Annotated in this window: 23 protein-coding genes; 20 read left to right on the forward strand and 3 right to left on the reverse strand. The window is 55.2% G+C overall.

Translation table 11 applies throughout. The features are described from left to right. Window positions 1-99: 99 nt before the first annotated feature. From cra to mutT, 20 genes are all read left to right on the forward strand, one after another. Window positions 100-1,107 (forward strand): catabolite repressor/activator, encoded by a 1,008-nt coding sequence (cra, locus tag KGP22_RS03475; protein ID WP_223581233.1) that lies wholly within the window; start codon window positions 100-102, stop codon window positions 1,105-1,107. A 599-nt stretch (window positions 1,108-1,706) separates the two neighbouring features. Then, the gene (mraZ, locus tag KGP22_RS03480) at window positions 1,707-2,165 is read left to right on the forward strand and encodes a division/cell wall cluster transcriptional repressor MraZ (RefSeq protein WP_021240528.1); all 459 of its coding nucleotides are present in this window, start codon (window positions 1,707-1,709) and stop codon (window positions 2,163-2,165) included. Window positions 2,166-2,167: 2 nt separating this feature from the next. Beyond that, window positions 2,168-3,109, forward strand: a complete 942-nt coding sequence (gene rsmH / locus KGP22_RS03485; protein WP_021240527.1) for a 16S rRNA (cytosine(1402)-N(4))-methyltransferase RsmH — start codon at window positions 2,168-2,170, stop codon at window positions 3,107-3,109. Continuing rightward, window positions 3,106-3,471, forward strand: a complete 366-nt coding sequence (ftsL, locus tag KGP22_RS03490; RefSeq protein WP_008501989.1) for a cell division protein FtsL — start codon at window positions 3,106-3,108, stop codon at window positions 3,469-3,471. The genes rsmH and ftsL overlap by 4 nt, the downstream gene beginning before the upstream one ends. A gap of 15 nt (window positions 3,472-3,486) precedes the next feature. Then, window positions 3,487-5,253, forward strand: a complete 1,767-nt coding sequence (locus KGP22_RS03495) for a peptidoglycan glycosyltransferase FtsI (RefSeq protein WP_111964042.1) — start codon at window positions 3,487-3,489, stop codon at window positions 5,251-5,253. Further along, a complete protein-coding gene (murE, locus tag KGP22_RS03500; protein ID WP_223581235.1) occupies window positions 5,240-6,727 on the forward strand; it encodes a UDP-N-acetylmuramoyl-L-alanyl-D-glutamate--2,6-diaminopimelate ligase in 1,488 nt (495 codons plus the stop codon). The genes KGP22_RS03495 and murE overlap by 14 nt, the downstream gene beginning before the upstream one ends. Further along, window positions 6,724-8,082 (forward strand): UDP-N-acetylmuramoyl-tripeptide--D-alanyl-D-alanine ligase, encoded by a 1,359-nt coding sequence (murF, locus tag KGP22_RS03505; RefSeq protein ID WP_223581237.1) that lies wholly within the window; start codon window positions 6,724-6,726, stop codon window positions 8,080-8,082. The genes murE and murF overlap by 4 nt, the downstream gene beginning before the upstream one ends. Next, window positions 8,076-9,158 (forward strand): phospho-N-acetylmuramoyl-pentapeptide-transferase, encoded by a 1,083-nt coding sequence (mraY, locus tag KGP22_RS03510; protein WP_223581239.1) that lies wholly within the window; start codon window positions 8,076-8,078, stop codon window positions 9,156-9,158. Before murF ends, mraY begins: the two co-directional genes overlap by 7 nt. A gap of 2 nt (window positions 9,159-9,160) precedes the next feature. Next, window positions 9,161-10,477 (forward strand): UDP-N-acetylmuramoyl-L-alanine--D-glutamate ligase, encoded by a 1,317-nt coding sequence (gene murD, locus KGP22_RS03515; protein WP_111964039.1) that lies wholly within the window; start codon window positions 9,161-9,163, stop codon window positions 10,475-10,477. Then, entirely contained in the window at window positions 10,477-11,721 is a 1,245-nt protein-coding gene (gene ftsW / locus KGP22_RS03520) for a cell division protein FtsW (protein WP_111964038.1), read from the forward strand. The genes murD and ftsW overlap by 1 nt, the downstream gene beginning before the upstream one ends. Then, window positions 11,718-12,782, forward strand: a complete 1,065-nt coding sequence (murG, locus tag KGP22_RS03525; RefSeq protein WP_223581241.1) for an undecaprenyldiphospho-muramoylpentapeptide beta-N-acetylglucosaminyltransferase — start codon at window positions 11,718-11,720, stop codon at window positions 12,780-12,782. The genes ftsW and murG overlap by 4 nt, the downstream gene beginning before the upstream one ends. 56 nt (window positions 12,783-12,838) lie before the next feature. Beyond that, window positions 12,839-14,314: a UDP-N-acetylmuramate--L-alanine ligase gene (gene murC / locus KGP22_RS03530; RefSeq protein WP_023310397.1), complete on the forward strand. Its 1,476-nt coding sequence runs from the start codon at window positions 12,839-12,841 to the stop codon at window positions 14,312-14,314. After that, complete coding sequence (locus tag KGP22_RS03535; protein ID WP_223581243.1) at window positions 14,307-15,227, forward strand: D-alanine--D-alanine ligase; 921 nt, start codon at window positions 14,307-14,309, stop codon at window positions 15,225-15,227. Before murC ends, KGP22_RS03535 begins: the two co-directional genes overlap by 8 nt. 1 nt (window position 15,228) lies before the next feature. Beyond that, entirely contained in the window at window positions 15,229-16,071 is an 843-nt protein-coding gene (ftsQ, locus tag KGP22_RS03540) for a cell division protein FtsQ (protein ID WP_111964036.1), read from the forward strand. Then, window positions 16,068-17,324: a cell division protein FtsA gene (gene ftsA, locus KGP22_RS03545; RefSeq protein WP_023334508.1), complete on the forward strand. Its 1,257-nt coding sequence runs from the start codon at window positions 16,068-16,070 to the stop codon at window positions 17,322-17,324. The genes ftsQ and ftsA overlap by 4 nt, the downstream gene beginning before the upstream one ends. Window positions 17,325-17,387: 63 nt before the next feature. Next, on the forward strand, window positions 17,388-18,539 hold the full coding sequence (gene ftsZ, locus KGP22_RS03550) for a cell division protein FtsZ (protein ID WP_008501978.1): 1,152 nt from the start codon (window positions 17,388-17,390) through the stop codon (window positions 18,537-18,539). 101 nt (window positions 18,540-18,640) lie between these two features. Continuing rightward, window positions 18,641-19,558, forward strand: coding sequence for a UDP-3-O-acyl-N-acetylglucosamine deacetylase (lpxC, locus tag KGP22_RS03555; protein WP_008501977.1), 918 nt, complete (start codon window positions 18,641-18,643; stop codon window positions 19,556-19,558). 278 nt (window positions 19,559-19,836) lie between these two features. After that, window positions 19,837-20,340 (forward strand): secA translation cis-regulator SecM, encoded by a 504-nt coding sequence (gene secM, locus KGP22_RS03560; RefSeq protein WP_223581245.1) that lies wholly within the window; start codon window positions 19,837-19,839, stop codon window positions 20,338-20,340. A 58-nt stretch (window positions 20,341-20,398) separates the two neighbouring features. Further along, a complete protein-coding gene (secA, locus tag KGP22_RS03565) occupies window positions 20,399-23,104 on the forward strand; it encodes a preprotein translocase subunit SecA (protein ID WP_111964034.1) in 2,706 nt (901 codons plus the stop codon). 57 nt (window positions 23,105-23,161) lie between these two features. Next, the gene (mutT, locus tag KGP22_RS03570; RefSeq protein ID WP_111964033.1) at window positions 23,162-23,554 is read left to right on the forward strand and encodes an 8-oxo-dGTP diphosphatase MutT; all 393 of its coding nucleotides are present in this window, start codon (window positions 23,162-23,164) and stop codon (window positions 23,552-23,554) included. A gap of 33 nt (window positions 23,555-23,587) precedes the next feature. On the opposite strand, the gene yacG is transcribed toward mutT, so the two are convergent. The 3 genes from yacG to coaE are packed head-to-tail and all read right to left on the reverse strand — an operon-like array spanning window position 23,588 to window position 25,155. Continuing rightward, window positions 23,588-23,782 (reverse strand): DNA gyrase inhibitor YacG, encoded by a 195-nt coding sequence (yacG, locus tag KGP22_RS03575; RefSeq protein ID WP_111964032.1) that lies wholly within the window; start codon window positions 23,780-23,782, stop codon window positions 23,588-23,590. A gap of 9 nt (window positions 23,783-23,791) precedes the next feature. Next, window positions 23,792-24,535: a cell division protein ZapD gene (zapD, locus tag KGP22_RS03580; RefSeq protein WP_047173318.1), complete on the reverse strand. Its 744-nt coding sequence runs from the start codon at window positions 24,533-24,535 to the stop codon at window positions 23,792-23,794. Then, window positions 24,535-25,155, reverse strand: a complete 621-nt coding sequence (gene coaE, locus KGP22_RS03585; protein ID WP_149367710.1) for a dephospho-CoA kinase — start codon at window positions 25,153-25,155, stop codon at window positions 24,535-24,537. Before coaE ends, zapD begins: the two co-directional genes overlap by 1 nt. Between the last annotated feature and the right edge of the window lie 68 nt (window positions 25,156-25,223).

Here is a 25,223-nt window from a genome sequence, read left to right on the forward strand (position 1 = left end):
AAGCGGTTGCCGCGAAGGCTTTTCTGCGTTTAGATGTTAAAAGATTTAACCATAACCTTGACAGGGCCATGGATTCTTTTCTTTTTTTAAGGGGCAATTGTGAAACTGGATGAAATCGCCCGGCTAGCCGGCGTGTCACGAACAACGGCCAGCTATGTGATTAACGGTAAAGCAAAGCAGTACCGTGTCAGCGACAAGACCGTTGAAAAAGTTATGGCGGTGGTTCGTGAGCATAACTACCATCCGAATGCTGTCGCAGCCGGTCTGCGTGCCGGGCGTACCCGCTCTATTGGTCTGGTGATCCCTGACCTGGAAAATACCAGCTATACCCGTATCGCCAACTATCTCGAACGTCAGGCGCGCCAGCGCGGCTATCAACTGCTGATTGCCTGCTCTGAAGATCAGCCCGACAACGAGATGCGCTGCATTGAACATCTTCTCCAGCGCCAGGTGGATGCCATTATTGTTTCGACCTCCCTACCGCCAGAACATCCGTTCTACCAGCGCTGGGCGAACGACCCGTTCCCAATCGTTGCGCTGGATCGCGCGCTCGATCGCGAGCATTTCACCAGCGTCGTGGGTGCGGATCAGGATGATGCAGAAATGCTGGCCGCAGAGCTGCGAACTTTCCCCGCAGAAACTGTGCTGTATCTTGGCGCGCTGCCCGAGCTTTCCGTTAGCTTCCTGCGTGAGCAGGGGTTCAGAACCGCGTGGAAAGACGATCAGCGCGAGGTTAACTATCTCTATGCCAACAGTTACGAACGTGAAGCCGCAGCGCAGCTGTTCGAAAAATGGCTAGAGACACACCCGATGCCGCAGGCGCTATTCACCACGTCGTTTGCGCTGTTGCAGGGTGTCATGGATGTAACCTTACGCCGTGAAGGTAAACTTCCCTCTGACCTGGCGATTGCCACTTTTGGGGATAACGAGCTGCTCGACTTCCTTCAGTGTCCGGTGCTGGCGGTAGCACAGCGTCACCGTGATGTGGCTGAACGCGTGCTGGAGATTGTGCTGGCAAGCCTGGATGAGCCGCGCAAACCGAAGCCGGGCCTGACGCGTATCAAACGTAATCTCTATCATCGCGGAATTTTAAGCCGCCAAAAATGAAATGACCGGGGCGGGAAAGTCTGCCCCATTTTGCTGCGATAAATCGTCCGGATAATTCCCGGAGAGAAATTAGGATAATTCTTGTGAGATGATAATCGCCAATTTTTCTTAATTCATTTTGGCTTTTAAATTGTCCTTTAAAGAACATCTCAGCGATTTTAAACAGCTATCTTTGTATTATTTTGTTACAAACCCTATTCGGCCGATGAATATTCAGACGTTTTTCCTCCTCCTGTAGCTGCTTACGTGGCAACTGCCGCGCTTACCCGGTGCCAGAGTGAATCTGGCGCTGTTATCCCCTGAGAATCTGTCATAAAATGCTGCCCGCGTCGCAAACTGACACTTTATATTTATCTGCGATGATATTGAGTGAGCTTTAACGCTAGTGTGCATATTCGGTTTTTTTCTTACAAATATTCATAACGTTAATTTTGCCTCGCCAGTTGTGCAGTTATTAACCAGGACTGTTTATCTCTGTAAATAGAGGGCGTTCGAGTCCTTACAGGGAGAGTCCTGGCTTGACAAGCTTTTCCCTCGCTCCGTAAACTCCTTTAGGTGGGAATTTGTGGGTTAAAGTGGTGAGGAGGGGTGAGACTGGCATGTTCCGTGGAGCAACGTTAGTCAATCTCGACAGCAAAGGGCGTTTATCGGTACCAACCCGATATCGCGACCAGCTGATCGAGAACGCTGCGGGTCAAATGGTTTGCACCATTGACATTAACTCCCCCTGCCTGCTGCTTTACCCCTTGCCTGAATGGGAAATTATTGAGCAAAAGCTGTCGCGACTGTCGAGCATGAACCCGCAGGAACGCCGCGTGCAGCGGCTGTTATTGGGACATGCCAGTGAATGTCAGATGGATAACGCAGGGCGGTTACTGATTGCCCCTGTGTTACGGCAACATGCCGGTCTGACCAAAGAAGTGATGCTGGTCGGGCAGTTCAACAAATTTGAACTGTGGGATGAAACGACCTGGTATCAACAGGTCAAGGAAGATATCGACGCTGAGCAGTCTGATTCCGCGACATTATCGGAACGGCTGCAGGACTTGTCTCTATAAATATGATGGAAAATTATAAACACAAAACGGTGTTACTGGACGAGGCCGTAAACGGTCTGAATATTCGTCCGGATGGCATCTACATTGATGGCACGTTTGGTCGCGGTGGTCACTCGCGTTTGATTCTCTCCCAGCTCGGAGAGGAAGGCCGCCTGCTGGCAATCGATCGCGATCCGCAGGCAATTGCGGTTGCTCAGACCATCAATGACCCACGCTTTTCCATCGTGCATGGACCTTTTTCTGCGCTTGCAGATTATGTTGCTGAGCGCGGCCTGACGGGTAAGATCGACGGGATTCTTCTCGATCTTGGCGTCTCTTCACCCCAACTTGATGATGCCGAACGTGGTTTCTCCTTTATGCGTGATGGTCCGCTGGATATGCGGATGGATCCAACGCGCGGTCAGTCTGCCGCTGAGTGGTTACAGACCGCTGACGAAGCCGATATTGCATGGGTCATCAAAACGTTTGGCGAAGAGCGCTTTGGCAAACGAATCGCGCGCGCCATCGTTGAGCGTAATCGCATTGAGCCAATGACCCGCACCAAAGAGTTGGCCGAAGTGATCGCGGCGGCGACACCGGTGAAGGATAAGCACAAACATCCCGCGACCCGTACCTTCCAGGCGGTTCGCATCTGGGTAAACAGTGAACTGGAGGAAATAGAGCTGGCGCTAAAAAGCTCGCTCGACGTGCTGGCCCCGGGGGGGCGGTTATCCATCATCAGCTTCCATTCGCTGGAAGACCGTATTGTGAAACGCTTTATGCGTGAACAAAGCCGCGGTCCACAGGTGCCAGCGGGGCTGCCGATGACGGAAGAACAACTCAGGAAGCTGGGTGGCCGTCAGTTGCGAGCATTAGGCAAGTTGATGCCGGGCGAAGAAGAAGTGGCAGAGAATCCACGCGCCCGTAGTTCAGTGCTGCGTGTTGCAGAGAGGACGAACGCATGATCGGCAGAGTGACAGAGACCCTAAGCAAAGTTAAGGATTCGTTAGGAAGCAACGAGCGCCATGCCTTGCCTGGCGTGATCGGCGACGATCTTTTGCGGTTTGGGAAACTGCCACTCTGTCTGTTCATTTGCATCATTGTCACGGCAGTTACGGTGGTGACCACCGCCCACCATACACGTTTATTGACTGCGCAACGCGAGCAGATGGTACTGGAACGCGATGCGCTGGATATTGAATGGCGAAATCTGATCCTTGAAGAAAACGCGCTCGGCGATCACAGCCGGGTTGAACGGATCGCAACGGAAAAGCTGCAATTGCAGCATGTTGATCCTTCGCAGGAAAATATCGTAGTACAAAAATAAGGGAAAACGCGACGCATGAAAGCAGCGGCAAAAACGCTAAAACCAAAACGTCAGGAAGAACAGGCCAACTTTATCAGTTGGCGTTTTGCGTTGCTTTGCGGCTGCATTTTACTCGCTCTGGGTTTTCTGCTTGGACGCGTGGCCTGGCTACAAATCATCGCTCCTGACATGCTGGTACGCCAGGGTGACATGCGTTCCCTGCGCGTTCAGGAAGTGTCGACATCCCGTGGGATGATTACCGATCGCTCGGGTCGTCCGCTAGCGGTGAGCGTGCCGGTGAAGGCGATTTGGGCCGATCCTAAAGAACTGCATGATGCTGGCGGTATCACGCTTGATAACCGCTGGAAGGCCCTTGCGGATGCGCTGAAGATGCCGTTGGACCAGTTAGCTTCACGCGTGAATACGAACCCGAGAGGGCGCTTTATCTATCTGGCACGTCAGGTGAACCCTGACATGGCGGACTACATCAAAAAATTGAAGCTGCCGGGGATCCATCTGCGTGAAGAATCCCGTCGTTACTATCCATCCGGCGAAGTGACTGCTCACCTCATTGGCTTTACTAACGTCGATAGCCAGGGGATTGAAGGCGTTGAAAAAAGCTTTGATAAATGGCTTACCGGCCAGCCCGGCGAGCGCATTGTGCGTAAAGACCGCTATGGTCGCGTGATCGAGGATATTTCCTCAACGGACAGCCAGGCCGCACACAACCTTGCGCTGAGTATTGATGAGCGATTACAGGCGCTGGTTTACCGCGAACTGAACAATGCCGTGGCCTTCAACAAAGCGGAATCGGGCAGTGCTGTGTTAGTTGATGTCAGCACGGGTGAAGTGCTGGCGATGGCCAATAGCCCGTCCTACAACCCTAATAATCTTACCGGCACGCAGAAGGATGTTATGCGTAACCGTACCATCACCGACGTGTTCGAACCGGGTTCGACGGTTAAGCCGATGGTGGTCATGACTGCACTTCAGCGCGGTATCGTCAACGAAAACACCGTACTGAATACCATTCCATACCGAATTAACGGTCACGAAATCAAAGACGTGGCGCGCTACAGCGAATTGACCCTGACCGGGGTATTACAGAAGTCGAGTAACGTCGGCGTTTCAAAGCTGGCGTTAGCGATGCCGTCCTCAGCGTTAGTAGAGACTTACTCACGTTTTGGACTTGGAAAGGCGACCAATTTGGGGTTGGTCGGAGAACGCAGTGGCTTATATCCTCAAAAACAACGGTGGTCTGACATAGAGAGGGCCACCTTCTCTTTCGGCTACGGGCTAATGGTAACTCCGTTACAGCTAGCGCGAGTCTATGCAACGATTGGCAGCTATGGCGTCTATCGTCCGCTGTCGATTACTAAAGTTGATCCACCGGTTCCGGGCGAGCGTATCTTCCCGGAATCTGTCGTTCGTACCGTGGTGCACATGATGGAAAGCGTGGCGCTGCCTGGCGGCGGCGGCGTGAAGGCGGCGATCAAAGGTTATCGCATTGCCATCAAGACCGGTACAGCGAAAAAGGTGGGGCCAGACGGCCGCTACATCAACAAATATATTGCCTATACCGCAGGCGTTGCGCCTGCAAGCAATCCGCGTTTTGCGCTGGTGGTCGTAATAAACGATCCACAGGCGGGTAAATACTACGGCGGCGCCGTCTCCGCGCCTGTGTTCGGGGCTATCATGGGCGGCGTGTTACGCACCATGAACATTGAACCGGATGCGCTGGCGACGGGCGAAAAAAGTGAATTTGTAATTAATCAAGGCGAGGGTACAGGTGGCAGATCGTAATTTGCGCGACCTTCTCGCTCCGTGGGTGCCAAATGCACCGGAGCGAGCACTGCGAGAGATGGTACTGGACAGCCGCGTGGCTGCTTCTGGCGATCTTTTTGTGGCGGTGGTCGGTCATCAGGCGGACGGGCGTCGTTATATCCCGCAGGCGATTGCGCAAGGTGTGGCTGCCATTATTGCTGAGGCCAAAGATGAGGCAACCGACGGTGAGATCCGTGAAATGCACGGGGTGCCGGTTATCTATCTCAGCCAGTTAAACGAGCGTCTCTCCGCGCTGGCGGGACGTTTTTATCACGAACCTTCCGACCAGCTGCGTCTGGTCGGCGTGACGGGCACGAACGGTAAAACCACCACCACGCAGCTGATGGCGCAGTGGGCCCAGCTGTTGGGTGAAACCGGTGCAGTGATGGGTACCGTAGGTAACGGCCTGCTGGGCAAAGTGAGCCCGACGGAAAACACCACCGGCTCGGCGGTAGACGTACAGCATGTGCTTGCAGGTCTGGCTGGGCAGGGGGCAACCTTTGCTGCAATGGAAGTCTCTTCGCACGGTCTGGTACAGCATCGGGTTGCGGCGCTGAAATTTGCCGCTTCAGTGTTTACTAACCTGAGCCGCGATCATCTTGATTATCATGGTGATATGGAGCATTACGAAGCCGCGAAATGGCTGCTGTTCTCCACTCACCATTACGGACAAGCCATCATCAACGCCGACGACGAAGTGGGCCGCCGCTGGCTGGCGAAGCTGCCGGATGCGGTTGCGGTGTCGATGGAAGACCATATCAATCCGAACTGCCACGGACGCTGGCTGAAGGCGGTTGAGGTGAATTACCACGACAGTGGGGCGACAATCCGCTTTGCCTCTTCCTGGGGTGAAGGCGAAATTGAAAGCCGCCTGATGGGCGCGTTCAACGTCAGCAACCTGCTGCTGGCGCTGGTGACGCTGCTGGCGCTGGGTTATCCGATGGCTGAACTGCTGAAAACCTCAGCGCGTCTGCAGCCGGTTTGTGGCCGTATGGAAGTGTTCAACGCGCCGGGCAAACCGACCGTTGTGGTTGATTATGCCCACACGCCGGATGCGCTGGAAAAAGCGCTGGAAGCGGCGCGCCTGCACTGCGCCGGAAAACTCTGGTGCGTGTTTGGCTGCGGCGGCGATCGCGATAAAGGCAAACGCCCGCTGATGGGGGCTATTGCCGAGCAGTTCGCAGATATTCCGGTAGTAACCGATGACAACCCGCGTACGGAAGAGCCGCGCGCCATCATCAATGACATTCTGGCGGGCATGCTGGACGCGGGCCGTGCTCGCGTGGTGGAAGGCCGTGTGGAAGCCGTGACCAATACCATTATGCAGGCGCAGGAGAATGATGTTGTCCTCTTAGCGGGCAAAGGGCATGAAGATTATCAGATCGTTGGCAATCGCCGTCTGGACTACTCGGACCGCGTAACGGCAGCTCGTCTGCTGGGAGTCGTGGCATGATTAGCATCACGTTACGTCAGGCCGCTGCAATCCTGAAGGGCGACCTGCACGGGCAAGACCTGACCATTGATGCCGTAACGACGGACACCCGCAAAATCACCGCGGGGTGTCTGTTTGTGGCGCTGAAAGGCGAACGTTTTGACGCGCATGATTTTGCTGAACAGGCCAAAGAGAACGGCGCCGGTGCGCTGCTGGTCAGCCGCAAGCTCGATATCGATCTGCCGCAAATTGTGGTGAAAGATACGCGCCTCGCGTTCGGTGAGCTGGCCGCCTGGGTGCGTCAGCAAGTGCCTGCTCGCGTCGTCGCGCTGACCGGGTCATCCGGCAAAACGTCGGTGAAAGAGATGACGGCGGCGATCCTTGGCCAGTGCGGCAATACGCTTTATACCGCGGGCAACCTCAATAATGACATCGGCGTGCCGATGACATTGCTTCGCCTGACCAAAGAACATGACTATGCGGTGATCGAGTTAGGAGCAAACCACCAGGGCGAAATCGCCTGGACCGTGAGCCTGACTCGCCCGGAAGCTGCGCTGGTGAATAACCTCGCGGCTGCGCACCTGGAAGGCTTTGGCTCGCTGGAAGGCGTGGCGAAAGCGAAAGGTGAGATTTATACCGGCCTGCCGGATAACGGTATCGCTATTCTGAACGCCGATAACAACGACTGGCTGAACTGGCAGAGCATCATTGGCTCGCGTAAAACCTGGCGCTTCTCGCCAAATGCGGCCAACAGTGATTTTACGGCGACTAATATCCATGTGACGTCCCACGGCACCGAGTTCACCCTCACGACCCCAACGGGAGGCGTAGAGGTTCTGCTGCCGCTGCCGGGTCGCCATAACATCGCTAATGCCCTTGCGGCGGCGGCGCTGTCAACGGCGGTGGGCGCTTCACATGAGGCGATCAAAGCCGGGCTGGCGAACCTGAAAGCCGTGCCGGGTCGTCTGTTCCCGATTCAGCTTTCGGAAAACAAACTGCTGCTGGATGACTCCTACAACGCGAACGTTGGTTCAATGACTGCGGCGGTGCAGGTGTTATCCGAAATGCCGGGCTACCGCATCATGGTGGTTGGCGACATGGCAGAGCTGGGCGACGAAAGCGAAGCCTGTCATACCCAGGTTGGCGAAGCGGCGAAAGCTGCGGGGCTGGACTGTGTCCTGAGCGCAGGAAAACTAAGCCAGGCGATTAGCCAGGCCAGCGGCGTTGGCGAGCATTTTGCCGATAAAACCGCGTTGATTGAGCGCCTTAAGGCATTAATTACAGAAAAACAAATTGTGACAGTGTTAGTGAAAGGTTCACGTAGTGCCGCCATGGAACAGGTTGTGCACGCATTACAGGAGAACGGGACATGTTAGTTTGGCTGGCCGAACATTTGGTCAAATATTATTCAGGCTTTAACGTCTTTTCGTATCTGACGTTTCGCGCCATCGTCAGCCTGCTGACTGCGCTGTTCATCTCGTTGTGGATGGGCCCGCGCATGATTGCCCGTCTGCAAAAACTCTCTTTCGGCCAGGTTGTGCGTAACGACGGTCCGGAGTCGCACTTCAGCAAACGCGGTACCCCGACCATGGGCGGGATCATGATCCTGACCGCCATCGTCGTTTCCGTGCTGCTGTGGGCGTATCCCTCCAACCCGTACGTCTGGTGCGTTCTGACGGTACTGGTGGGTTATGGGATCATCGGTTTTGTTGATGATTACCGCAAAGTCGTTCGTAAAGATACTAAGGGCCTGATCGCGCGCTGGAAATATTTCTGGATGTCGGTGATCGCGCTTGGTGTAGCCTTCGCTCTGTATCTGGCAGGCAAAGACACACCGGCCACCGAGCTGGTCGTGCCGTTCTTTAAGGACGTGATGCCACAGCTGGGGCTGTTCTACATCCTGCTGGCCTACTTTGTGATTGTCGGCACGGGCAACGCCGTTAACCTGACGGACGGTCTGGATGGCCTGGCCATTATGCCAACCGTCTTTGTGGCCGCCGGTTTTGCGCTGGTGGCGTGGGCGACCGGTAACATGAACTTTGCGAGCTACCTGCACATCCCTTATCTGCGCCATGCGGGTGAGTTGGTGATCGTCTGTACGGCAATTGTCGGGGCGGGGCTGGGCTTCCTGTGGTTCAACACCTATCCGGCGCAGGTCTTTATGGGTGACGTCGGTTCTCTGGCTTTGGGCGGTGCGCTCGGCATTATCGCCGTGCTGCTGCGTCAGGAGTTCCTGCTGGTGATTATGGGCGGCGTGTTTGTGGTTGAAACCCTGTCGGTGATTTTGCAGGTAGGTTCCTTCAAGCTGCGCGGTCAGCGCATCTTCCGTATGGCGCCGATTCACCACCACTATGAACTGAAAGGCTGGCCGGAGCCGCGCGTGATTGTGCGCTTCTGGATTATTTCGCTGATGCTGGTGCTGATTGGCCTGGCAACGCTGAAGGTACGTTAATCATGGCAGATTACCAGGGCAAAAAAGTCGTTATCATCGGGTTGGGCCTCACGGGGCTCTCCTGCGTGGACTTTTTCCTCGCGCGCGGCGTGACGCCGCGCGTGATGGATACGCGTGTCTCTCCACCGGGTCTGGACAAACTGCCGGAACAGGTTGAACGCCACCTTGGTGGTCTGAATGATGACTGGCTGCTGGCAGCCGATTTGATTGTCGCCAGCCCGGGTATGGCGCTGGCGCACCCTTCGCTGAGCGCTGCCGCGGATGCGGGTGTGGAAATTGTCGGCGATATCGAGCTGTTCTGCCGTGAAGTGCAGGCGCCCGTTATCGCTATTACCGGTTCTAACGGTAAAAGCACCGTCACCACTCTAGTGGGTGAAATGGCGAAAGCGGCAGGCATGAACGTCGGCGTTGGCGGTAACATTGGTTTACCTGCTCTGATGCTGCTGGACAAAGGCTGCGAGCTGTTCGTGCTGGAACTCTCCAGCTTCCAGCTGGAAACGACTTCCAGCCTGCATGCTGCGGCTGCGACGATCCTCAACGTAACTGAAGATCATATGGACAGGTATCCATTTGGCCTGCAGCAATACCGTGCCGCTAAGCTGCGCGTTTATGAAAATGCAAAAGTCTGCGTTGTTAATGCCGATGACGCTCTGACGATGCCGGTGCGTGGCGCAGACGATCGCTGTATTAGCTTTGGTATTACGATGGGGGACTACCACCTGAACCGCCAACTGGGCGAAACCTGGCTGCGCGTGAAGGGTGAGAAAGTGCTGAACGTGAAAGAGATGAAGCTCACAGGTCAGCACAACTACACCAATGCCCTGGCGGCGCTGGCGCTTGCTGATGCTGTAGGGCTGCCGCGCTCCTCCAGCCTGAAAGCGTTAACCACCTTTTCTGGTCTGGCACACCGTTTCCAGCTGGCGCTGGAGCACAACGGCGTGCGCTGGATTAACGACTCCAAAGCCACCAACGTGGGTAGCACGGAGGCCGCGCTGAACGGGCTGCACGTTGACGGCACCCTGCATTTACTGCTGGGCGGCGACGGTAAATCAGCTGATTTTTCCTCGCTGAAGCCCTATCTCTCCGGCGATAACATTCGTCTTTACTGCTTTGGCCGTGACGGCAGCGAACTGGCTGAACTGCGCCCTGAAGTTGCCGAGCAAACCGAAACCATGGAACAGGCGATGCGGTTGATTGCCCCTCGCGTGAAGCCAGGCGATATGGTGCTGCTCTCTCCGGCCTGTGCCAGCCTCGATCAATTCAAGAATTTCGAACAGCGTGGTGATGTCTTTACCCGCCTGGCGAAGGAGTTAGGCTGATGCGTTTATCTCTCCCTCGCCTGAAAATGCCGCGCATGCCAGGATTTGGGATCCTGGCATGGCTGTTTGCGGCGCTCAAAGGCTGGGTAATGGGCTCTCGTCAAAAAGATAACGACAGCCTGATCATGTACGACCGCACGCTGTTCTGGCTCACGATGGGGCTGGCGGCGGTAGGCTTTATTATGGTGACGTCGGCATCAATGCCTGTCGGGCAGCGTCTGGCGAACGATCCTTTCCTGTTTGCCAAGCGTGATGGTCTTTACATTATCCTGGCGTTCTGTCTGGCGCTGGTGACCTTGCGTCTGCCGATGGAGTTCTGGCAGCGGCACAGTACGGCGATGCTGATCGCGTCGATTATTATGCTGCTGATCGTACTGGTGGTGGGCAGCTCCGTTAACGGGGCATCCCGCTGGATCGCCTTCGGCCCGCTGCGTATTCAGCCTGCGGAATTTACCAAGCTCTCCCTGTTCTGCTACCTGGCTAACTACCTGGTGCGTAAGGTAGATGAGGTGCGTAACAACCTGCGCGGCTTCTTAAAACCGATGGGCGTGATTCTGGTGCTGGCGGTATTACTGCTGGCGCAGCCTGACCTCGGTACCGTTGTCGTGCTGTTCGTTACCACCCTGGCCATGCTGTTCCTGGCGGGCGCGAAGCTGTGGCAGTTCATCGCTATTATCGGGATGGGGATTTCGGCGGTTGTGCTGCTGATCCTCGCCGAGCCTTACCGTATTCGCCGTGTGACCTCGTTCTGGAACCCGTGGGAAGATCCGTTCGGCAGCGGTTATCAGCTGACGCAGTCGCTGATGGCCTTTGGTCGCGGTGAAGTCTGGGGACAGGGGCTGGGGAACTCGGTACAGAAACTCGAGTATTTACCGGAAGCGCATACTGACTTCATCTTCTCCATTATTGCGGAAGAACTGGGTTATATCGGTGTGGTATTAGCGCTATTAATGGTATTCTTCGTCGCTTTCCGCGCCATGTCCATCGGCCGGAAAGCGCTGGAGATCGATCACCGCTTCTCAGGCTTCCTGGCCTGCTCAATTGGTATCTGGTTTAGCTTCCAGGCATTGGTTAACGTCGGGGCCGCAGCGGGTATGCTGCCGACCAAAGGTCTGACGTTGCCGTTGATCAGTTATGGTGGTTCCAGTCTGTTGATTATGTCGACGGCCATCATGCTGTTGTTGCGCATAGATTATGAAACGCGTCTGGAAAAAGCCCAGGCGTTTACACGAGGTTCACGATGAATCAACCGAAGCGGTTAATGGTGATGGCAGGCGGTACCGGTGGACACGTGTTCCCGGGACTGGCGGTTGCGCACCATTTAATGGAACAGGGCTGGCAGGTACGCTGGCTGGGAACCGCAGACCGCATGGAAGCCGATCTGGTACCGAAGCACGGTATCGAGATCGACTTTATTCGTATTTCCGGCCTTCGGGGCAAAGGCCTCAAGGCAATGCTGCTGGCTCCGGTGCGTATTTTTAACGCCTGGCGTCAGGCGCGCACCATCATGAAGCGCTTTAAGCCTGATGTGGTGCTGGGCATGGGCGGGTATGTCTCGGGCCCTGGCGGGCTGGCGGCGTGGTCGTTAGGTATTCCCGTCGTGCTGCATGAGCAGAACGGTATTGCCGGTCTGACCAACAAGTGGCTGGCGAAAATCGCTACCAAAGTTATGCAGGCGTTTCCCGGCGCGTTCCCGAAAGCGGACGTGGTGGGTAATCCGGTGCGTGTCGACGTGCTGGCGCTACCGCTGCCGGATGCTCGCCTGACGGGCCGTGAAGGGCCGGTTCGTGTGCTAGTCGTCGGGGGCTCTCAGGGCGCACGCATTTTAAACCAGACGATGCCGCAAGTTGCCGCAAAGCTGGGCGATACCGTGACCATCTGGCACCAGAGCGGGAAAGGCGCTCAGCAGACCGTTGAGCAAGCTTATGCAGACGAAGGTCAGCCGCAGCATAAAGTCACTGAGTTTATCGACGACATGGCGGCAGCGTATGCCTGGGCCGATGTCGTGGTCTGTCGTTCAGGCGCGCTGACGGTGAGCGAGATCGCCGCCGCCGGTCTGCCGGCCCTGTTTGTGCCGTTCCAGCACAAAGACAGACAGCAGTACTGGAATGCGCTGCCGCTTGAGAAAGCCGGTGCGGCGAAGATATTTGAGCAGCCACAATTTACCGCCGACGCGGTCGCCACCACCCTGGCGGGCTGGGACAGAGACGCACTGCTGGAGATGGCACAACGCGCGCGCGCGGCCGCTATCCCTGATGCGACGGAACGGGTGGCAAAAGAAGTGAGCCTGGCAGCCCAGGCTTAACCCTCGCAGCGCGTGTTGCGCTGCACGAATTTTAAGTAGTCGATGGCGTTTAGAGAATGAATACACAACAACTGGCAAAACTGCGTTCAATCGTGCCCGAGATGCGTCGCGTCCGGCACATTCACTTTGTTGGCATCGGTGGTGCTGGCATGGGCGGTATTGCCGAAGTGTTAGCTAACGAAGGCTATCAGATCAGCGGGTCTGACCTGGCGCCAAACCCTGTTACGCAGCAGCTGGCGTCGCTTGGGGCGACTATCTATTTCAACCATCGTCCGGAAAACGTGCGCGATGCGAGCGTGGTGGTGGTCTCAAGCGCCATCTCCTCTGACAACCCTGAAATCGTTGCTGCGCACGAAGCGCGCATTCCGGTGATCCGCCGTGCAGAAATGCTGGCGGAACTGATGCGTTTTCGTCACGGCATCGCCATTGCCGGGACCCACGGTAAAACCACGACCACGGCGATGGTTTCCAGTATTTATGCGGAAGCGGGGCTCGATCCGACGTTCGTCAACGGCGGTCTGGTAAAAGCCGCGGGCGTGCATGCACGTCTGGGCCACAGTCGTTATCTGATAGCTGAAGCGGATGAGAGCGACGCGTCGTTCCTGCACCTGCAGCCGATGGTGGCGATTGTCACTAACATCGAAGCTGACCATATGGATACCTACCAGGGCGACTTCGAGAACTTAAAGCAGACCTTCATCAACTTCCTGCACAACCTGCCGTTCTATGGACGTGCGGTAATGTGCGTAGACGATCCGGTGATCCGCGAGCTGCTGCCGCGCGTGGGTCGTCAAATCACCACCTACGGCTTCAGCGAAGACGCTGACGTTCGCGTGGAGGAGTACAAACAGATTGGTGCGCAGGGACACTTCACGCTGGCGCGTCAGGACAAAGAACTGCTGCACGTCACGCTGAATGCACCAGGTCGCCATAATGCCCTCAATGCCGCAGCGGCAGTGGCCGTCGCGACGGAAGAAGGCATTGATGATGATGCGATTCTGCGCGCGCTGGAAAGCTTCCAGGGCACCGGTCGTCGCTTCGACTTCCTCGGTGAATTCCCGCTGGACGCCGTAAACGGTAAAGCCGGCACTGCGATGCTGGTGGACGACTACGGCCACCATCCGACCGAAGTGGACGCCACCATTAAAGCCGCACGCGCGGGCTGGCCTGACAAAAATCTGGTTATGATCTTCCAGCCGCACCGCTTCACGCGTACGCGCGATCTGTATGACGATTTCGCCAGCGTCCTGTCACAGGTAGACACCCTGTTAATGCTGGACGTATACGCCGCAGGCGAGACGCCGATTCCAGGGGCCGACAGCCGCTCCCTGTGCCGTACAATCCGTGGACGCGGTAAGGTTGACCCTATTCTGGTTTCTGACCCTGCACAGGTAGCGGAAATTCTGGCACCGGTCCTGACGGGTAACGATTTGATTCTGATTCAGGGCGCGGGAAATATCGGCAAAATCGCCCGTACCTTAGCTGAAATCAAACTGAAGCCGCAAACCCAGGAGGATGAGCATCATGGCTGATAAGATTGCTGTCCTGTCTGGCGGCACCTCTGCTGAACGCGAGGTTTCCCTGAATTCCGGCGCGGCTGTGCTGGCGGGCCTGCGGGAGGGTGGCGTCAATGCGCACCTGGTCGATCCAAAAGAGGTTGACGTGACGCAATTAAAAGCCATGGGCTTCGATAAAGTCTTTATCGCTTTGCATGGCCGTGGTGGTGAAGACGGAACCCTGCAGGGGCTTCTGGATCTGCTCGGCCTGCCGTACACCGGCAGCGGCGTGATGGCTTCCGCTATCTCAATGGATAAACTGCGCAGCAAGCTGCTGTGGCAGGGCGCAGGTTTACCTGTTGCGCCATGGGTGGCACTGACGCGTCGCGAATTTGAATTGGGCCTGCCGGATAGCGTTAATGCACGCATTGCTGAACTGGGCTTACCGGTTATTGTAAAGCCCAGCCGGGAAGGCTCCAGCGTGGGAATGTCCAAAGTCGACAAAGCTGACGATTTAGCGTCCGCTTTTGCACTGGCATTTCAACATGATGATGAAGTTTTGGTAGAGAAATGGCTCAGCGGGCCGGAATTTACCGTCGCGATGCTTGGCGAAGAAATTTTACCGTCAATCCGTATCCAACCCGCTGGAGTCTTCTATGATTATGAGGCGAAGTATCTCTCTGATGAGACGCAATATTTCTGCCCAAGTGGTCTTGAAGCTGAGCGTGAAGCCGATTTACAGTCCCTGGTGCTTAAAGCCTGGCATGTTCTGGGTTGCCAGGGCTGGGGACGCATCGATGTGATGCAGGACAAAGATGGACAATTTTATCTGCTGGAAGCCAACACCTCTCCGGGTATGACGAGCCACAGCCTTGTGCCGATGGCCGCGCGTCAGGCGGGGATGAGTTTCTCGCAGTTAGTCGTACGCATTCTGGACCAGGCGGGCTGATATGTCTCAGGCTGCATTGAACACGCGCAACCGCGATGACGAGGACGAATACACCTCTTCACGCCGCAGCAATGGAACGCGTCTTGCAGGCATCATTTTCCTGCTCGGGGTGCTGTGCACCGTGTTTATCAGCGGCTGGATGGTCCTGGGCTGGATGGAAGATGCGCAGCGGTTGCCGCTCTCTAAGCTGGTGGTCACCGGTGAGCGTCACTACACGCGTAACGACGATATTCGCCAGTCAATACTGGCGCTGGGTTCGCCTGGCACCTTTATGACGCAGGACGTCAATATTATTCAGAGTCAGATAGAACGTCTGCCATGGATAAAACAGGCGAGCGTAAGAAAGCAATGGCCTGATGAATTGAAGATTCATCTGGTTGAATATGTGCCGATTGCGCGTTGGAATGATCAGCACATGGTTGACGCAGACGGAAATTCCTTCAGCGTCCCGGCCGATCGTGTCAACAAGCAAAATTTACCGATGTTGTATGGCCCTGAAGGCAGCGAAAACGAAGTGTTACAGGGTTTTCGCGAAATGGGTCAGGTGCTGGCGAAGGACAGGTTTACGTTAAAAGATGCTGCCATGACGGCGCGCCGTTCCTGGCAGCTGACGTTAACGAACGGCATTAAGCTCAACCTGGGACGCGGGGACACCATGAAGCGTCTGGCGCGTTTTGTCGAACTTTACCCGGTTTTACAGCAGCAGGCACAGACTGACGGCAAACGGATAAGCTACGTTGATTTGCGCTATGACTCAGGCGCAGCAGTCGGTTGGGTACCGGCTCCGGTCGAGGAACCTAATCAGCAACAGAATCAGGCACAGGTACAGGCAGAACAACAATGATCAAGGCGACGGACAGAAAACTGGTAGTTGGACTGGAGATTGGCACCGCGAAGGTTGCCGCTTTAGTAGGGGAAGTTCTGCCCGACGGTATGGTCAATATCATTGGCGTAGGCAGTTGCCCGTCCCGTGGTATGGATAAAGGTGGGGTAAACGATCTTGAATCGGTGGTGAAATGCGTTCAGCGCGCCATCGATCAGGCTGAACTGATGGCAGATTGCCAGATTTCGTCTGTCTATCTGGCCCTTTCTGGTAAGCACATTAGCTGCCAGAACGAAATTGGTATGGTGCCGATTTCCGAAGAAGAAGTGACGCAGGAAGACGTTGAAAACGTAGTGCACACGGCGAAATCCGTGCGTGTCCGCGACGAACATCGCGTGCTGCATGTCATTCCGCAGGAATATGCGATTGACTACCAGGAAGGGATCAAGAACCCGGTCGGTCTTTCTGGCGTACGTATGCAGGCAAAAGTGCACCTGATCACATGTCACAACGATATGGCGAAGAACATTGTAAAAGCCGTTGAACGTTGTGGCCTGAAAGTTGACCAACTTATTTTCGCGGGTCTGGCGGCAAGTTATTCCGTGCTGACCGAAGATGAACGTGAACTGGGTGTCTGTGTGGTCGATATTGGTGGTGGTACAATGGATATCGCCGTCTATACCGGCGGTGCGTTGCGCCACACTAAAGTGATCCCTTATGCCGGGAACGTTGTGACCAGCGATATTGCTTACGCTTTTGGTACGCCGCCGAGCGATGCAGAAGCAATTAAAGTGCGCCACGGCTGTGCGCTGGGGTCTATCGTTGGCAAAGATGAGAGCGTTGAAGTGCCGAGCGTCGGTGGTCGTCCACCGCGTAGCCTGCAGCGCCAGACGTTGGCAGAGGTGATTGAGCCGCGCTATACCGAGCTGCTCAACCTGGTCAACGAAGAGATTTTACAGTTACAGGAACAGCTTCGTCAGCAGGGTGTTAAGCATCATCTTGCGGCGGGGATTGTATTAACCGGCGGTGCAGCGCAAATTGAAGGTCTTGCGGCCTGTGCTCAGCGCGTGTTCCATACGCAGGTGCGTATTGGTGCGCCGCTGAATATCACCGGTTTAACGGATTATGCTCAGGAGCCGTATTATTCAACGGCTGTGGGCCTGCTTCACTACGGGAAGGAATCTCATCTCAGTGGTGAAGCAGAAGTGGAAAAACGCGTCTCAGTGGGGTCGTGGGTCAAACGACTGAACAACTGGTTGCGAAAAGAGTTTTAATTTTTTTAAGAGACCGGAGAGAATTAGCGGTCTCGGGCGACAGGCACAACGGAGAGAGAAATTATGTTTGAACCTATGGAACTGACCAACGACGCGGTGATTAAAGTCATCGGCGTCGGTGGCGGCGGCGGTAACGCCGTAGAGCATATGGTGCGTGAACGCATTGAAGGTGTTGAATTCTTCGCAGTTAACACCGATGCGCAGGCACTGCGTAAGACGGCTGTAGGCCAGACTATCCAGATCGGCGGTGGTATCACCAAAGGGCTGGGAGCAGGGGCTAACCCGGAAGTTGGTCGCAATGCGGCTGAAGAAGATCGTGAAGCGCTGCGCGCTGCACTGGAAGGTGCGGACATGGTCTTCATCGCAGCAGGTATGGGTGGCGGTACGGGTACCGGCGCAGCACCTGTTGTGGCTGAAGTAGCTAAAGATTTAGGTATCCTGACCGTTGCTGTCGTGACCAAGCCTTTCAACTTTGAAGGCAAGAAGCGTATGGCGTTCGCGGAGCAGGGTATCACCGAGCTGTCCAAGCATGTGGACTCGCTGATCACCATCCCTAACGACAAGCTGTTGAAGGTTCTGGGGCGCGGTATCTCCCTGCTTGACGCATTCGGTGCAGCAAACGACGTGCTGAAAGGCGCGGTCCAGGGTATCGCTGAACTGATTACCCGTCCTGGCCTGATGAACGTTGACTTTGCAGACGTTCGCACCGTGATGTCCGAAATGGGCTACGCGATGATGGGCTCTGGCGTGGCGAGCGGTGAAGATCGTGCAGAAGAAGCAGCTGAAATGGCCATTTCTTCTCCACTGCTGGAAGATATCGATCTGTCTGGTGCGCGCGGTGTGCTGGTCAACATTACCGCTGGCTTTGACCTGCGTCTGGATGAGTTCGAAACCGTGGGTAACACTATCCGTGCGTTCGCCTCTGACAACGCTACCGTGGTAATCGGTACTTCTCTTGACCCTGAAATGAACGACGAGCTGCGTGTTACCGTTGTTGCTACCGGTATCGGCATGGACAAACGTCCTGAGATCACCTTAGTGACTAACAAGCAGACTCAGCAACCGGTAATGGATCGTTACCAGCAGCACGGTATGTCTCCTCTGACTCAGGAGCAGAAACCGGCCGCGAAAGTGGTGAACGACCCAACGCCGCAAACGGCGAAAGAGCCAGATTATCTGGATATCCCGGCGTTCCTGCGTAAGCAAGCTGACTAAGAATTGGCTGGAATTTGGGGATTTGCGCTCTTTGTGCTAAACTGGCCCACCGTTAGTGATATACACTCTCGGTTGGATAGTTAATTTGGCGAGATTATACGATGATCAAACAAAGGACACTTAAACGTATCGTTCAGGCGACGGGTGTCGGTTTACATACCGGCAAGAAAGTCACGCTGACGTTACGCCCTGCGCCGGCCAATACCGGGGTCATCTATCGTCGCACCGACTTGAATCCACCGGTAGATTTTCCGGCCGATGCCAAATCTGTGCGTGATACTATGCTCTGTACTTGTCTGGTTAACGAGCATGACGTGCGGATTTCTACCGTTGAGCACCTGAACGCCGCCCTGGCGGGACTGGGTATCGACAACATTATTGTTGAAGTCGATGCGCCAGAAATCCCGATTATGGATGGCAGTGCTGCACCGTTCGTCTATCTGTTGCTGGATGCTGGCATCGAAGAACTGAACTGCGCGAAGAAATTTGTTCGCATCAAAGAGACCGTTCGCGTCGAAGATGGCGACAAATGGGCTGAATTCAAACCGTACAATGGTTTCTCGTTGGACTTTACCATCGACTTTAACCATCCGGCGATTGACTCCAGCACCCAACGCTATGCGATGAACTTCTCTGCCGATGCGTTTATGCGCCAGATAAGCCGAGCCCGTACGTTTGGCTTCATGCGTGATATCGAATATCTGCAGTCCCGCGGCCTGTGCCTGGGCGGCAGCTTCGATTGTGCCATCGTTGTTGACGATTATCGCGTACTGAACGAAGACGGCCTGCGTTTCGAAGATGAATTCGTTCGTCACAAAATGCTGGATGCTATCGGCGACCTGTTCATGTGTGGTCACAACATCATTGGTGCATTTACCGCGTTCAAATCCGGTCATGCGCTGAACAACAAACTGTTGCAGGCCGTCCTGGCAAAACAGGAAGCCTGGGAATATGTGACCTTCGAAGACGAAGCTGAGCTGCCGCTGGCTTTCAAAGCACCGAGCATGGTTCTGGCGTAACGGTTCACGCCGTTTCGTAAAAAAATCGACTGGTTAACCTGGTACTCTCTCCGACCAGGAAGACCAGTCGTTTTTATTTTTACCCTTCTTAGTTTGCCCCAGCGTTATCTCTTGTTTGTCTTTCGCAGAAAATGTGTGCGTTAGCTGCATTCTTGACCGTTTTTCCCCGCGGCGGCACCTCATTCCTGCTGATGTGCATTGGCTTTAGTGATACTATCTGGGCGCTAAAAGAATAACTGAACTCAGCCTCTGCAAGGCTGGCTTATTGGGTGGAGCAGGTGAGCGGAATACTGACGCGCTGGCGACAATTTGGCAGACGTTACTTCTGGCCGCATCTCTTATTAGGGATGGTCGCGGCGAGCTTTGGCTTGCCTGCGCTCAGCAACAGTGCCGAAGCGGCGACGCCCGCAAAAACCTCCACGACTAAACACGATTTCAACACGCGGGTTAACTTCACTAATCTTGCGTGGCTTGAAGCCAGCCGCCGTCCAAACTTCACCGTCGATTACTGGCACCAGCACGCTATCCGCACGGTTATCCGCCATCTGTCGTTTGCGATGGCACCGCAGGCCATGCCTGTTGCGCAAGAGGCGCTGCCGGTGCAGGCTCAGCATCTTGCCCTGCTGGACACGCTCAACGCGCTTCTCACGCAGGACAGCCAGCCGCCGGTCATAGTTCGTCAGTCGACGCAACGTGAGTTTGTTTCACCTGTTTCATTCTCTGTTTCAACCTGGATTAGCCAGGCTCACGGCATTCGCGCCGGGCCGCAACGCCTCAGCTAAATTAACTTTTTCAATACCTTAATTTATCTGCCCACAATGGGGCGTTTGAGAATTTATTATGCTAATCAAATTGTTAACTAAAGTTTTTGGTAGTCGTAACGATCGTACCCTGCGCCGTATGCGCAAAGCAGTTGCCGTCATCAACGGTATGGAACCGGCGATGGAGAAGCTCTCTGATGACGAGCTTAAAGCGAAAACAGCGGAATTTCGTGCGCGTCTGGAAAAAGGTGAAACCTTAGAAAGCCTGATCCCGGAAGCGTTTGCTGTCGTGCGCGAAGCGAGTAAGCGCGTGTTCGGCATGCGTCACTTCGACGTTCAGCTGCTGGGTGGTATGGTGCTCAACGAGCGCTGCATCGCGGAAATGCGTACCGGTGAAGGTAAAACCCTGACCGCAACGCTGCCGGCTTACCTGAACGCGCTGACCGGTAAAGGCGTTCACGTCGTTACCGTCAACGACTATCTGGCGCAGCGTGACGCCGAAAACAACCGTCCACTTTTCGAATTCCTCGGTATGACTGTCGGCATCAACATGTCCGGCCTGCCTGCGCCAGCCAAGCGTGAAGCGTATAACGCGGATATTACCTACGGTACCAACAACGAATACGGCTTCGACTACCTGCGTGACAACATGGCGTTCAGCCCTGAAGAGCGCGTCCAGCGTAAGCTGCACTACGCGCTGGTGGATGAGGTGGACTCCATCCTGATCGATGAAGCGCGTACTCCGCTTATCATCTCCGGCCCGGCTGAAGACAGCTCCGAGATGTACCGTAAAGTCGACAAAATCATTCCACACCTGCTGCGTCAGGAGAAAGAGGACTCCGACACCTTCCAGGGTGAAGGCCACTTCTCCGTTGATGAAAAAGCGCGCCAGGTTAACCTGACCGAACGCGGTCTGGTGAAAATTGAAGAGCTGCTGGTCGCTGAAGGCATCATGGAAGAGGGTGAGTCCCTGTACTCCCCAAGCAACATTATGTTGATGCACCACGTGACCGCTGCGCTGCGTGCCCACGCGTTGTTCACCCGCGACGTCGACTACATCGTGAAAGACGGTGAAGTGATCATCGTCGATGAACACACCGGCCGTACCATGCAGGGGCGTCGCTGGTCTGACGGTCTGCACCAGGCTGTAGAAGCCAAAGAAGGCGTGGATATTCAAAACGAAAACCAGACGCTGGCGTCTATCACCTTCCAGAACTACTTCCGTCTGTATGAGAAGCTGGCAGGGATGACCGGTACCGCCGATACCGAAGCGTTTGAATTCAGCTCCATCTACAAGCTGGATACCGTGGTTGTTCCAACCAACCGTCCGATGATCCGTAAGGATATGCCGGATCTGGTGTACATGACCGAAGCGGAAAAAATCCAGGCAATCATTGAAGACATTCGCGAACGTACCGCAAAAGGCCAGCCGGTTCTGGTGGGGACCATCTCCATCGAGAAATCCGAAGTGGTTTCCAACGAGCTGACCAAAGCAGGCATCAAGCACAACGTTCTGAACGCCAAGTTCCACGCTAAAGAGGCAGACATTGTTGCGCAGGCGGGTTATCCGGCTGCCGTCACCATCGCCACCAACATGGCGGGTCGTGGTACCGATATTATGCTGGGCGGTAGCTGGCAGGCTGAAGTGGCTGAGCTGGAAAACCCAACGCCAGAACAGATTGCGCAGATCAAAGCCGACTGGCAGGTTCGTCATGACGCCGTTCTGGCTTCCGGCGGTCTGCACATCATCGGTACGGAGCGTCACGAATCGCGTCGTATTGATAACCAGCTGCGTGGTCGTGCGGGTCGTCAGGGTGATGCCGGTTCATCCCGCTTCTACCTGTCTATGGAAGATGCGCTGATGCGTATTTTTGCTTCCGACCGCGTATCCGGCATGATGCGTAAGCTGGGGATGAAACCTGGCGAAGCCATTGAGCACCCGTGGGTGACCAAAGCGATCGCGAACGCACAGCGTAAAGTGGAAAGCCGCAACTTTGATATTCGTAAGCAACTGCTGGAATATGATGACGTGGCTAACGATCAGCGTCGTGCGATCTACACCCAGCGTAACGAACTGCTGGACGTCTCCGACGTGAGCGAAACCATCAATAGCATTCGTGAAGATGTGTTTAAAGCCACCATCGACGCGCATATTCCACCGCAGTCTCTGGAAGAAATGTGGGATATCGAAGGCCTGCAGGAACGCCTGAAAAACGACTTTGACCTCGATCTGCCAATCAAAGAGTGGCTGGATAAAGAGCCTGAGCTGCACGAAGAGACCTTGCGTGAACGTATCTTTGAAACCGCGCTGGACGTATACAAGCGTAAGGAAGAGGTTGTTGGCGCTGAGATGATGCGTCACTTTGAAAAAGGCGTGATGCTGCAGACTCTGGACTCCCTGTGGAAAGAGCACCTGGCGGCGATGGACTACCTGCGTCAGGGTATCCACCTGCGTGGCTATGCGCAGAAAGATCCGAAGCAGGAATACAAGCGTGAATCCTTCTCCATGTTTGCGTCTATGCTGGAGTCACTGAAGTATGAAGTGATTAGCACCCTGAGCAAGGTTCAGGTGCGCATGCCGGAAGAGGTAGAAGCGATGGAGCAGCAGCGTCGTGAAGAAGCCGAGCGTCTGGCACAAATGCAACAGCTGAGCCACCAAACCGACGACAGCGAAGCTGCAGCGGCGATCGCCGCGCAGACCGGCGATCGTAAAGTGGGTCGTAACGATCCGTGCCCGTGTGGTTCCGGTAAAAAGTACAAGGCGTGCCACGGCCGTCTGAGCTAAGTTCATAAAAAAACAAAAAGGCGCAGATTTCTGCGCCTTTTTTATGGAAGCGACACTATGAAAATACTGCAAATTGCCGTCGGGATTATCCGCAACCCGCAAAACCAAATCTTCATCACCCAGCGCGCTGCCGACGCCCACATGGCAAACAAGTGGGAGTTTCCGGGCGGTAAAATCGAGTCAGGTGAAACGCCGGAAGAGGCGCTGGTTCGCGAGCTTCAGGAAGAGGTGGGGATCACCCCGCATGGCGCAACGCTGTTTGATAAGCTTGAATACCAGTTTCCGGACAGGCACATCACGCTGTGGTTTTGGCTGGTGGAAAACTGGGAGGGTGAACCCTGGGGAAAAGAGGGACAGCCGGGTAACTGGGTGGAACTTCAGGCAAGTGATGCCGAAAAATTCCCGCCAGCCAATGAGCCTGTGATCCTCCGGTTAGCCGCACAATCGTAGGCCTGCTAAGCGAAGGCCAGCAGGCGTTACTGATTACTGCTGGGTTTCGCTCCAGTCGTCGCTGTCCGAGAGACCGCCTTCACTTGGAATGCGTTTCTCTTCCGCCGCCCATTCGCCCAGATCAATGAGCTGGCAGCGCTTGCTGCAGAATGGGCGGAACGGACTCACTTCGCCCCATACAACGGTTTTGCCGCAGGTCGGGCAGCTTACGGTGGTGACATCAGACATCGGCACTCCTTAACAACAGGCCAGTTCAAAATCGAGACGTTCCGGCACGGTGCCATTTTCACTGTCCAGCGGCATAAAGCGAATCGCAAAACGGCTCTTATGCCCGGAAATCTGCGGGTAAAGCTGTTCGCCAAGCGATAAATTCAGGCGCAGAAGATCGGCATCATCACCGTTATCCTGGTAGAAACCATTCAGGCTGGTTTGCTTGCGGAACGGCGCAGAGTTACGTATCAGGTCGAGGATCAGCGACAGCGTCTGGTGCATAGGCTCCAGGCTTGCCAGCCAGCTGTTCACCTGCGCGTCACGCTGAGCCTGTGGCATATGTAGCCACATATGCAGCGTCGGCAGGTCGAAGCTACAGCAGCCGCCAGGGATGCTCAGGCGCTGGCGCACCAGACCAATCAGGCGGTCTTCGCGCAAAAACTGCCCGACGCGTGGCGCGGCCATCAGGACGGCGCTACTGCTTTTCAACTGCTGGCGGAGCGCGTCGATACGGCTCTGATCTACGCCGGGGACTTCTGTCCATGCCTGCAATTTACGCTGCTGGCGCTCCAGCTCTTTGAGTAATTCTGTGCGGACATCACCGCGTTCAATCACATCCAGCAGATCGCCTACGTTGCGGAAGAAGTGCAATGCGGTGGCATGATCGTTAACCGGCAGATGTTGTGAAAGTTGTTGAATAAGAAATTCGATACGCAGCCAGGTGCGCATTTTTTCGTTGAGCGGATGCTCAAAAAGGATGTGTGTCGACATTATGGTTTTTCCTGTGCAACGGCCTGCGCGGCGAACGTCAGATACTGCGCGTGCAGACGGGCAACATCCGATGCAATGGCATCTGGTGCGCCGTTATTATCAATAACATCATCCGCCACGGCAAGACGCTGAGCGCGCGTAGCCTGAGCGGCAAGAATTTGTTCAGCATGCTCCCGCGAAACGCGATCGCGCGTCATGGTTCTCTGGATTTGCGTTTCGGGTTCAACATCAATCACCAGCACCCGATCGGCTTTCTGATGCAGCTGATTTTCCACCAGCAGCGGGACCACCCACAGGACATAGGGCGAGCGGGCTGCGGCTATCTGACGCTGAGTTTCCTGGTGGATGATGGGGTGGAGCAGGGCATTAAGCCAGGCTTTTTCCGCAGAATCAGAAAAAATCCATTCGCGAAGCTGACGGCGATTCAGTGTGCCGTCGGCATTGATGATTGCCTGACCAAAATGTTCTGCTATGGCCTTTAGCGCGGGTGTATTGGGCTCTACCACCTGGCGGGCAATGATATCGGCATCAATAATCGTGATACCCAAACGAGAAAACGCGTCCGCAACGGTACTTTTGCCACTACCGATGCCGCCGGTTAATGCGACGATATACCCCATTAAATCAAATCCTGGGAATTATTCATTATTAAAATCAGTGGATTAAAACTCTCAGGTGCGCCAGCAAC

The organism is Enterobacter sp. JBIWA005, from assembly GCF_019968805.1.
Classification (GTDB): domain Bacteria; phylum Pseudomonadota; class Gammaproteobacteria; order Enterobacterales; family Enterobacteriaceae; genus Enterobacter; species Enterobacter vonholyi.

Coding starts and splice junctions, on each gene's coding strand:
- ftsL (WP_008501989.1), top strand. CDS start 3,106: ATGATCGGCAGAGTGACAGAGACCCTAAGCAAAGTTAAGGATTCGTTA.
- ftsA (WP_023334508.1), top strand. CDS start 16,068: ATGATCAAGGCGACGGACAGAAAACTGGTAGTTGGACTGGAGATTGGC.
- KGP22_RS03495 (WP_111964042.1), top strand. CDS start 3,487: ATGAAAGCAGCGGCAAAAACGCTAAAACCAAAACGTCAGGAAGAACAG.
- zapD (WP_047173318.1), bottom strand. CDS start 24,535: ATGTCGACACACATCCTTTTTGAGCATCCGCTCAACGAAAAAATGCGC.
- murF (WP_223581237.1), top strand. CDS start 6,724: ATGATTAGCATCACGTTACGTCAGGCCGCTGCAATCCTGAAGGGCGAC.
- ftsQ (WP_111964036.1), top strand. CDS start 15,229: ATGTCTCAGGCTGCATTGAACACGCGCAACCGCGATGACGAGGACGAA.
- ftsW (WP_111964038.1), top strand. CDS start 10,477: ATGCGTTTATCTCTCCCTCGCCTGAAAATGCCGCGCATGCCAGGATTT.
- yacG (WP_111964032.1), bottom strand. CDS start 23,782: ATGTCTGATGTCACCACCGTAAGCTGCCCGACCTGCGGCAAAACCGTT.
- murC (WP_023310397.1), top strand. CDS start 12,839: ATGAATACACAACAACTGGCAAAACTGCGTTCAATCGTGCCCGAGATG.
- ftsZ (WP_008501978.1), top strand. CDS start 17,388: ATGTTTGAACCTATGGAACTGACCAACGACGCGGTGATTAAAGTCATC.
- mutT (WP_111964033.1), top strand. CDS start 23,162: ATGAAAATACTGCAAATTGCCGTCGGGATTATCCGCAACCCGCAAAAC.
- rsmH (WP_021240527.1), top strand. CDS start 2,168: ATGATGGAAAATTATAAACACAAAACGGTGTTACTGGACGAGGCCGTA.
- secA (WP_111964034.1), top strand. CDS start 20,399: ATGCTAATCAAATTGTTAACTAAAGTTTTTGGTAGTCGTAACGATCGT.
- mraZ (WP_021240528.1), top strand. CDS start 1,707: ATGTTCCGTGGAGCAACGTTAGTCAATCTCGACAGCAAAGGGCGTTTA.
- KGP22_RS03535 (WP_223581243.1), top strand. CDS start 14,307: ATGGCTGATAAGATTGCTGTCCTGTCTGGCGGCACCTCTGCTGAACGC.
- mraY (WP_223581239.1), top strand. CDS start 8,076: ATGTTAGTTTGGCTGGCCGAACATTTGGTCAAATATTATTCAGGCTTT.
- murG (WP_223581241.1), top strand. CDS start 11,718: ATGAATCAACCGAAGCGGTTAATGGTGATGGCAGGCGGTACCGGTGGA.
- murD (WP_111964039.1), top strand. CDS start 9,161: ATGGCAGATTACCAGGGCAAAAAAGTCGTTATCATCGGGTTGGGCCTC.
- coaE (WP_149367710.1), bottom strand. CDS start 25,155: ATGGGGTATATCGTCGCATTAACCGGCGGCATCGGTAGTGGCAAAAGT.
- lpxC (WP_008501977.1), top strand. CDS start 18,641: ATGATCAAACAAAGGACACTTAAACGTATCGTTCAGGCGACGGGTGTC.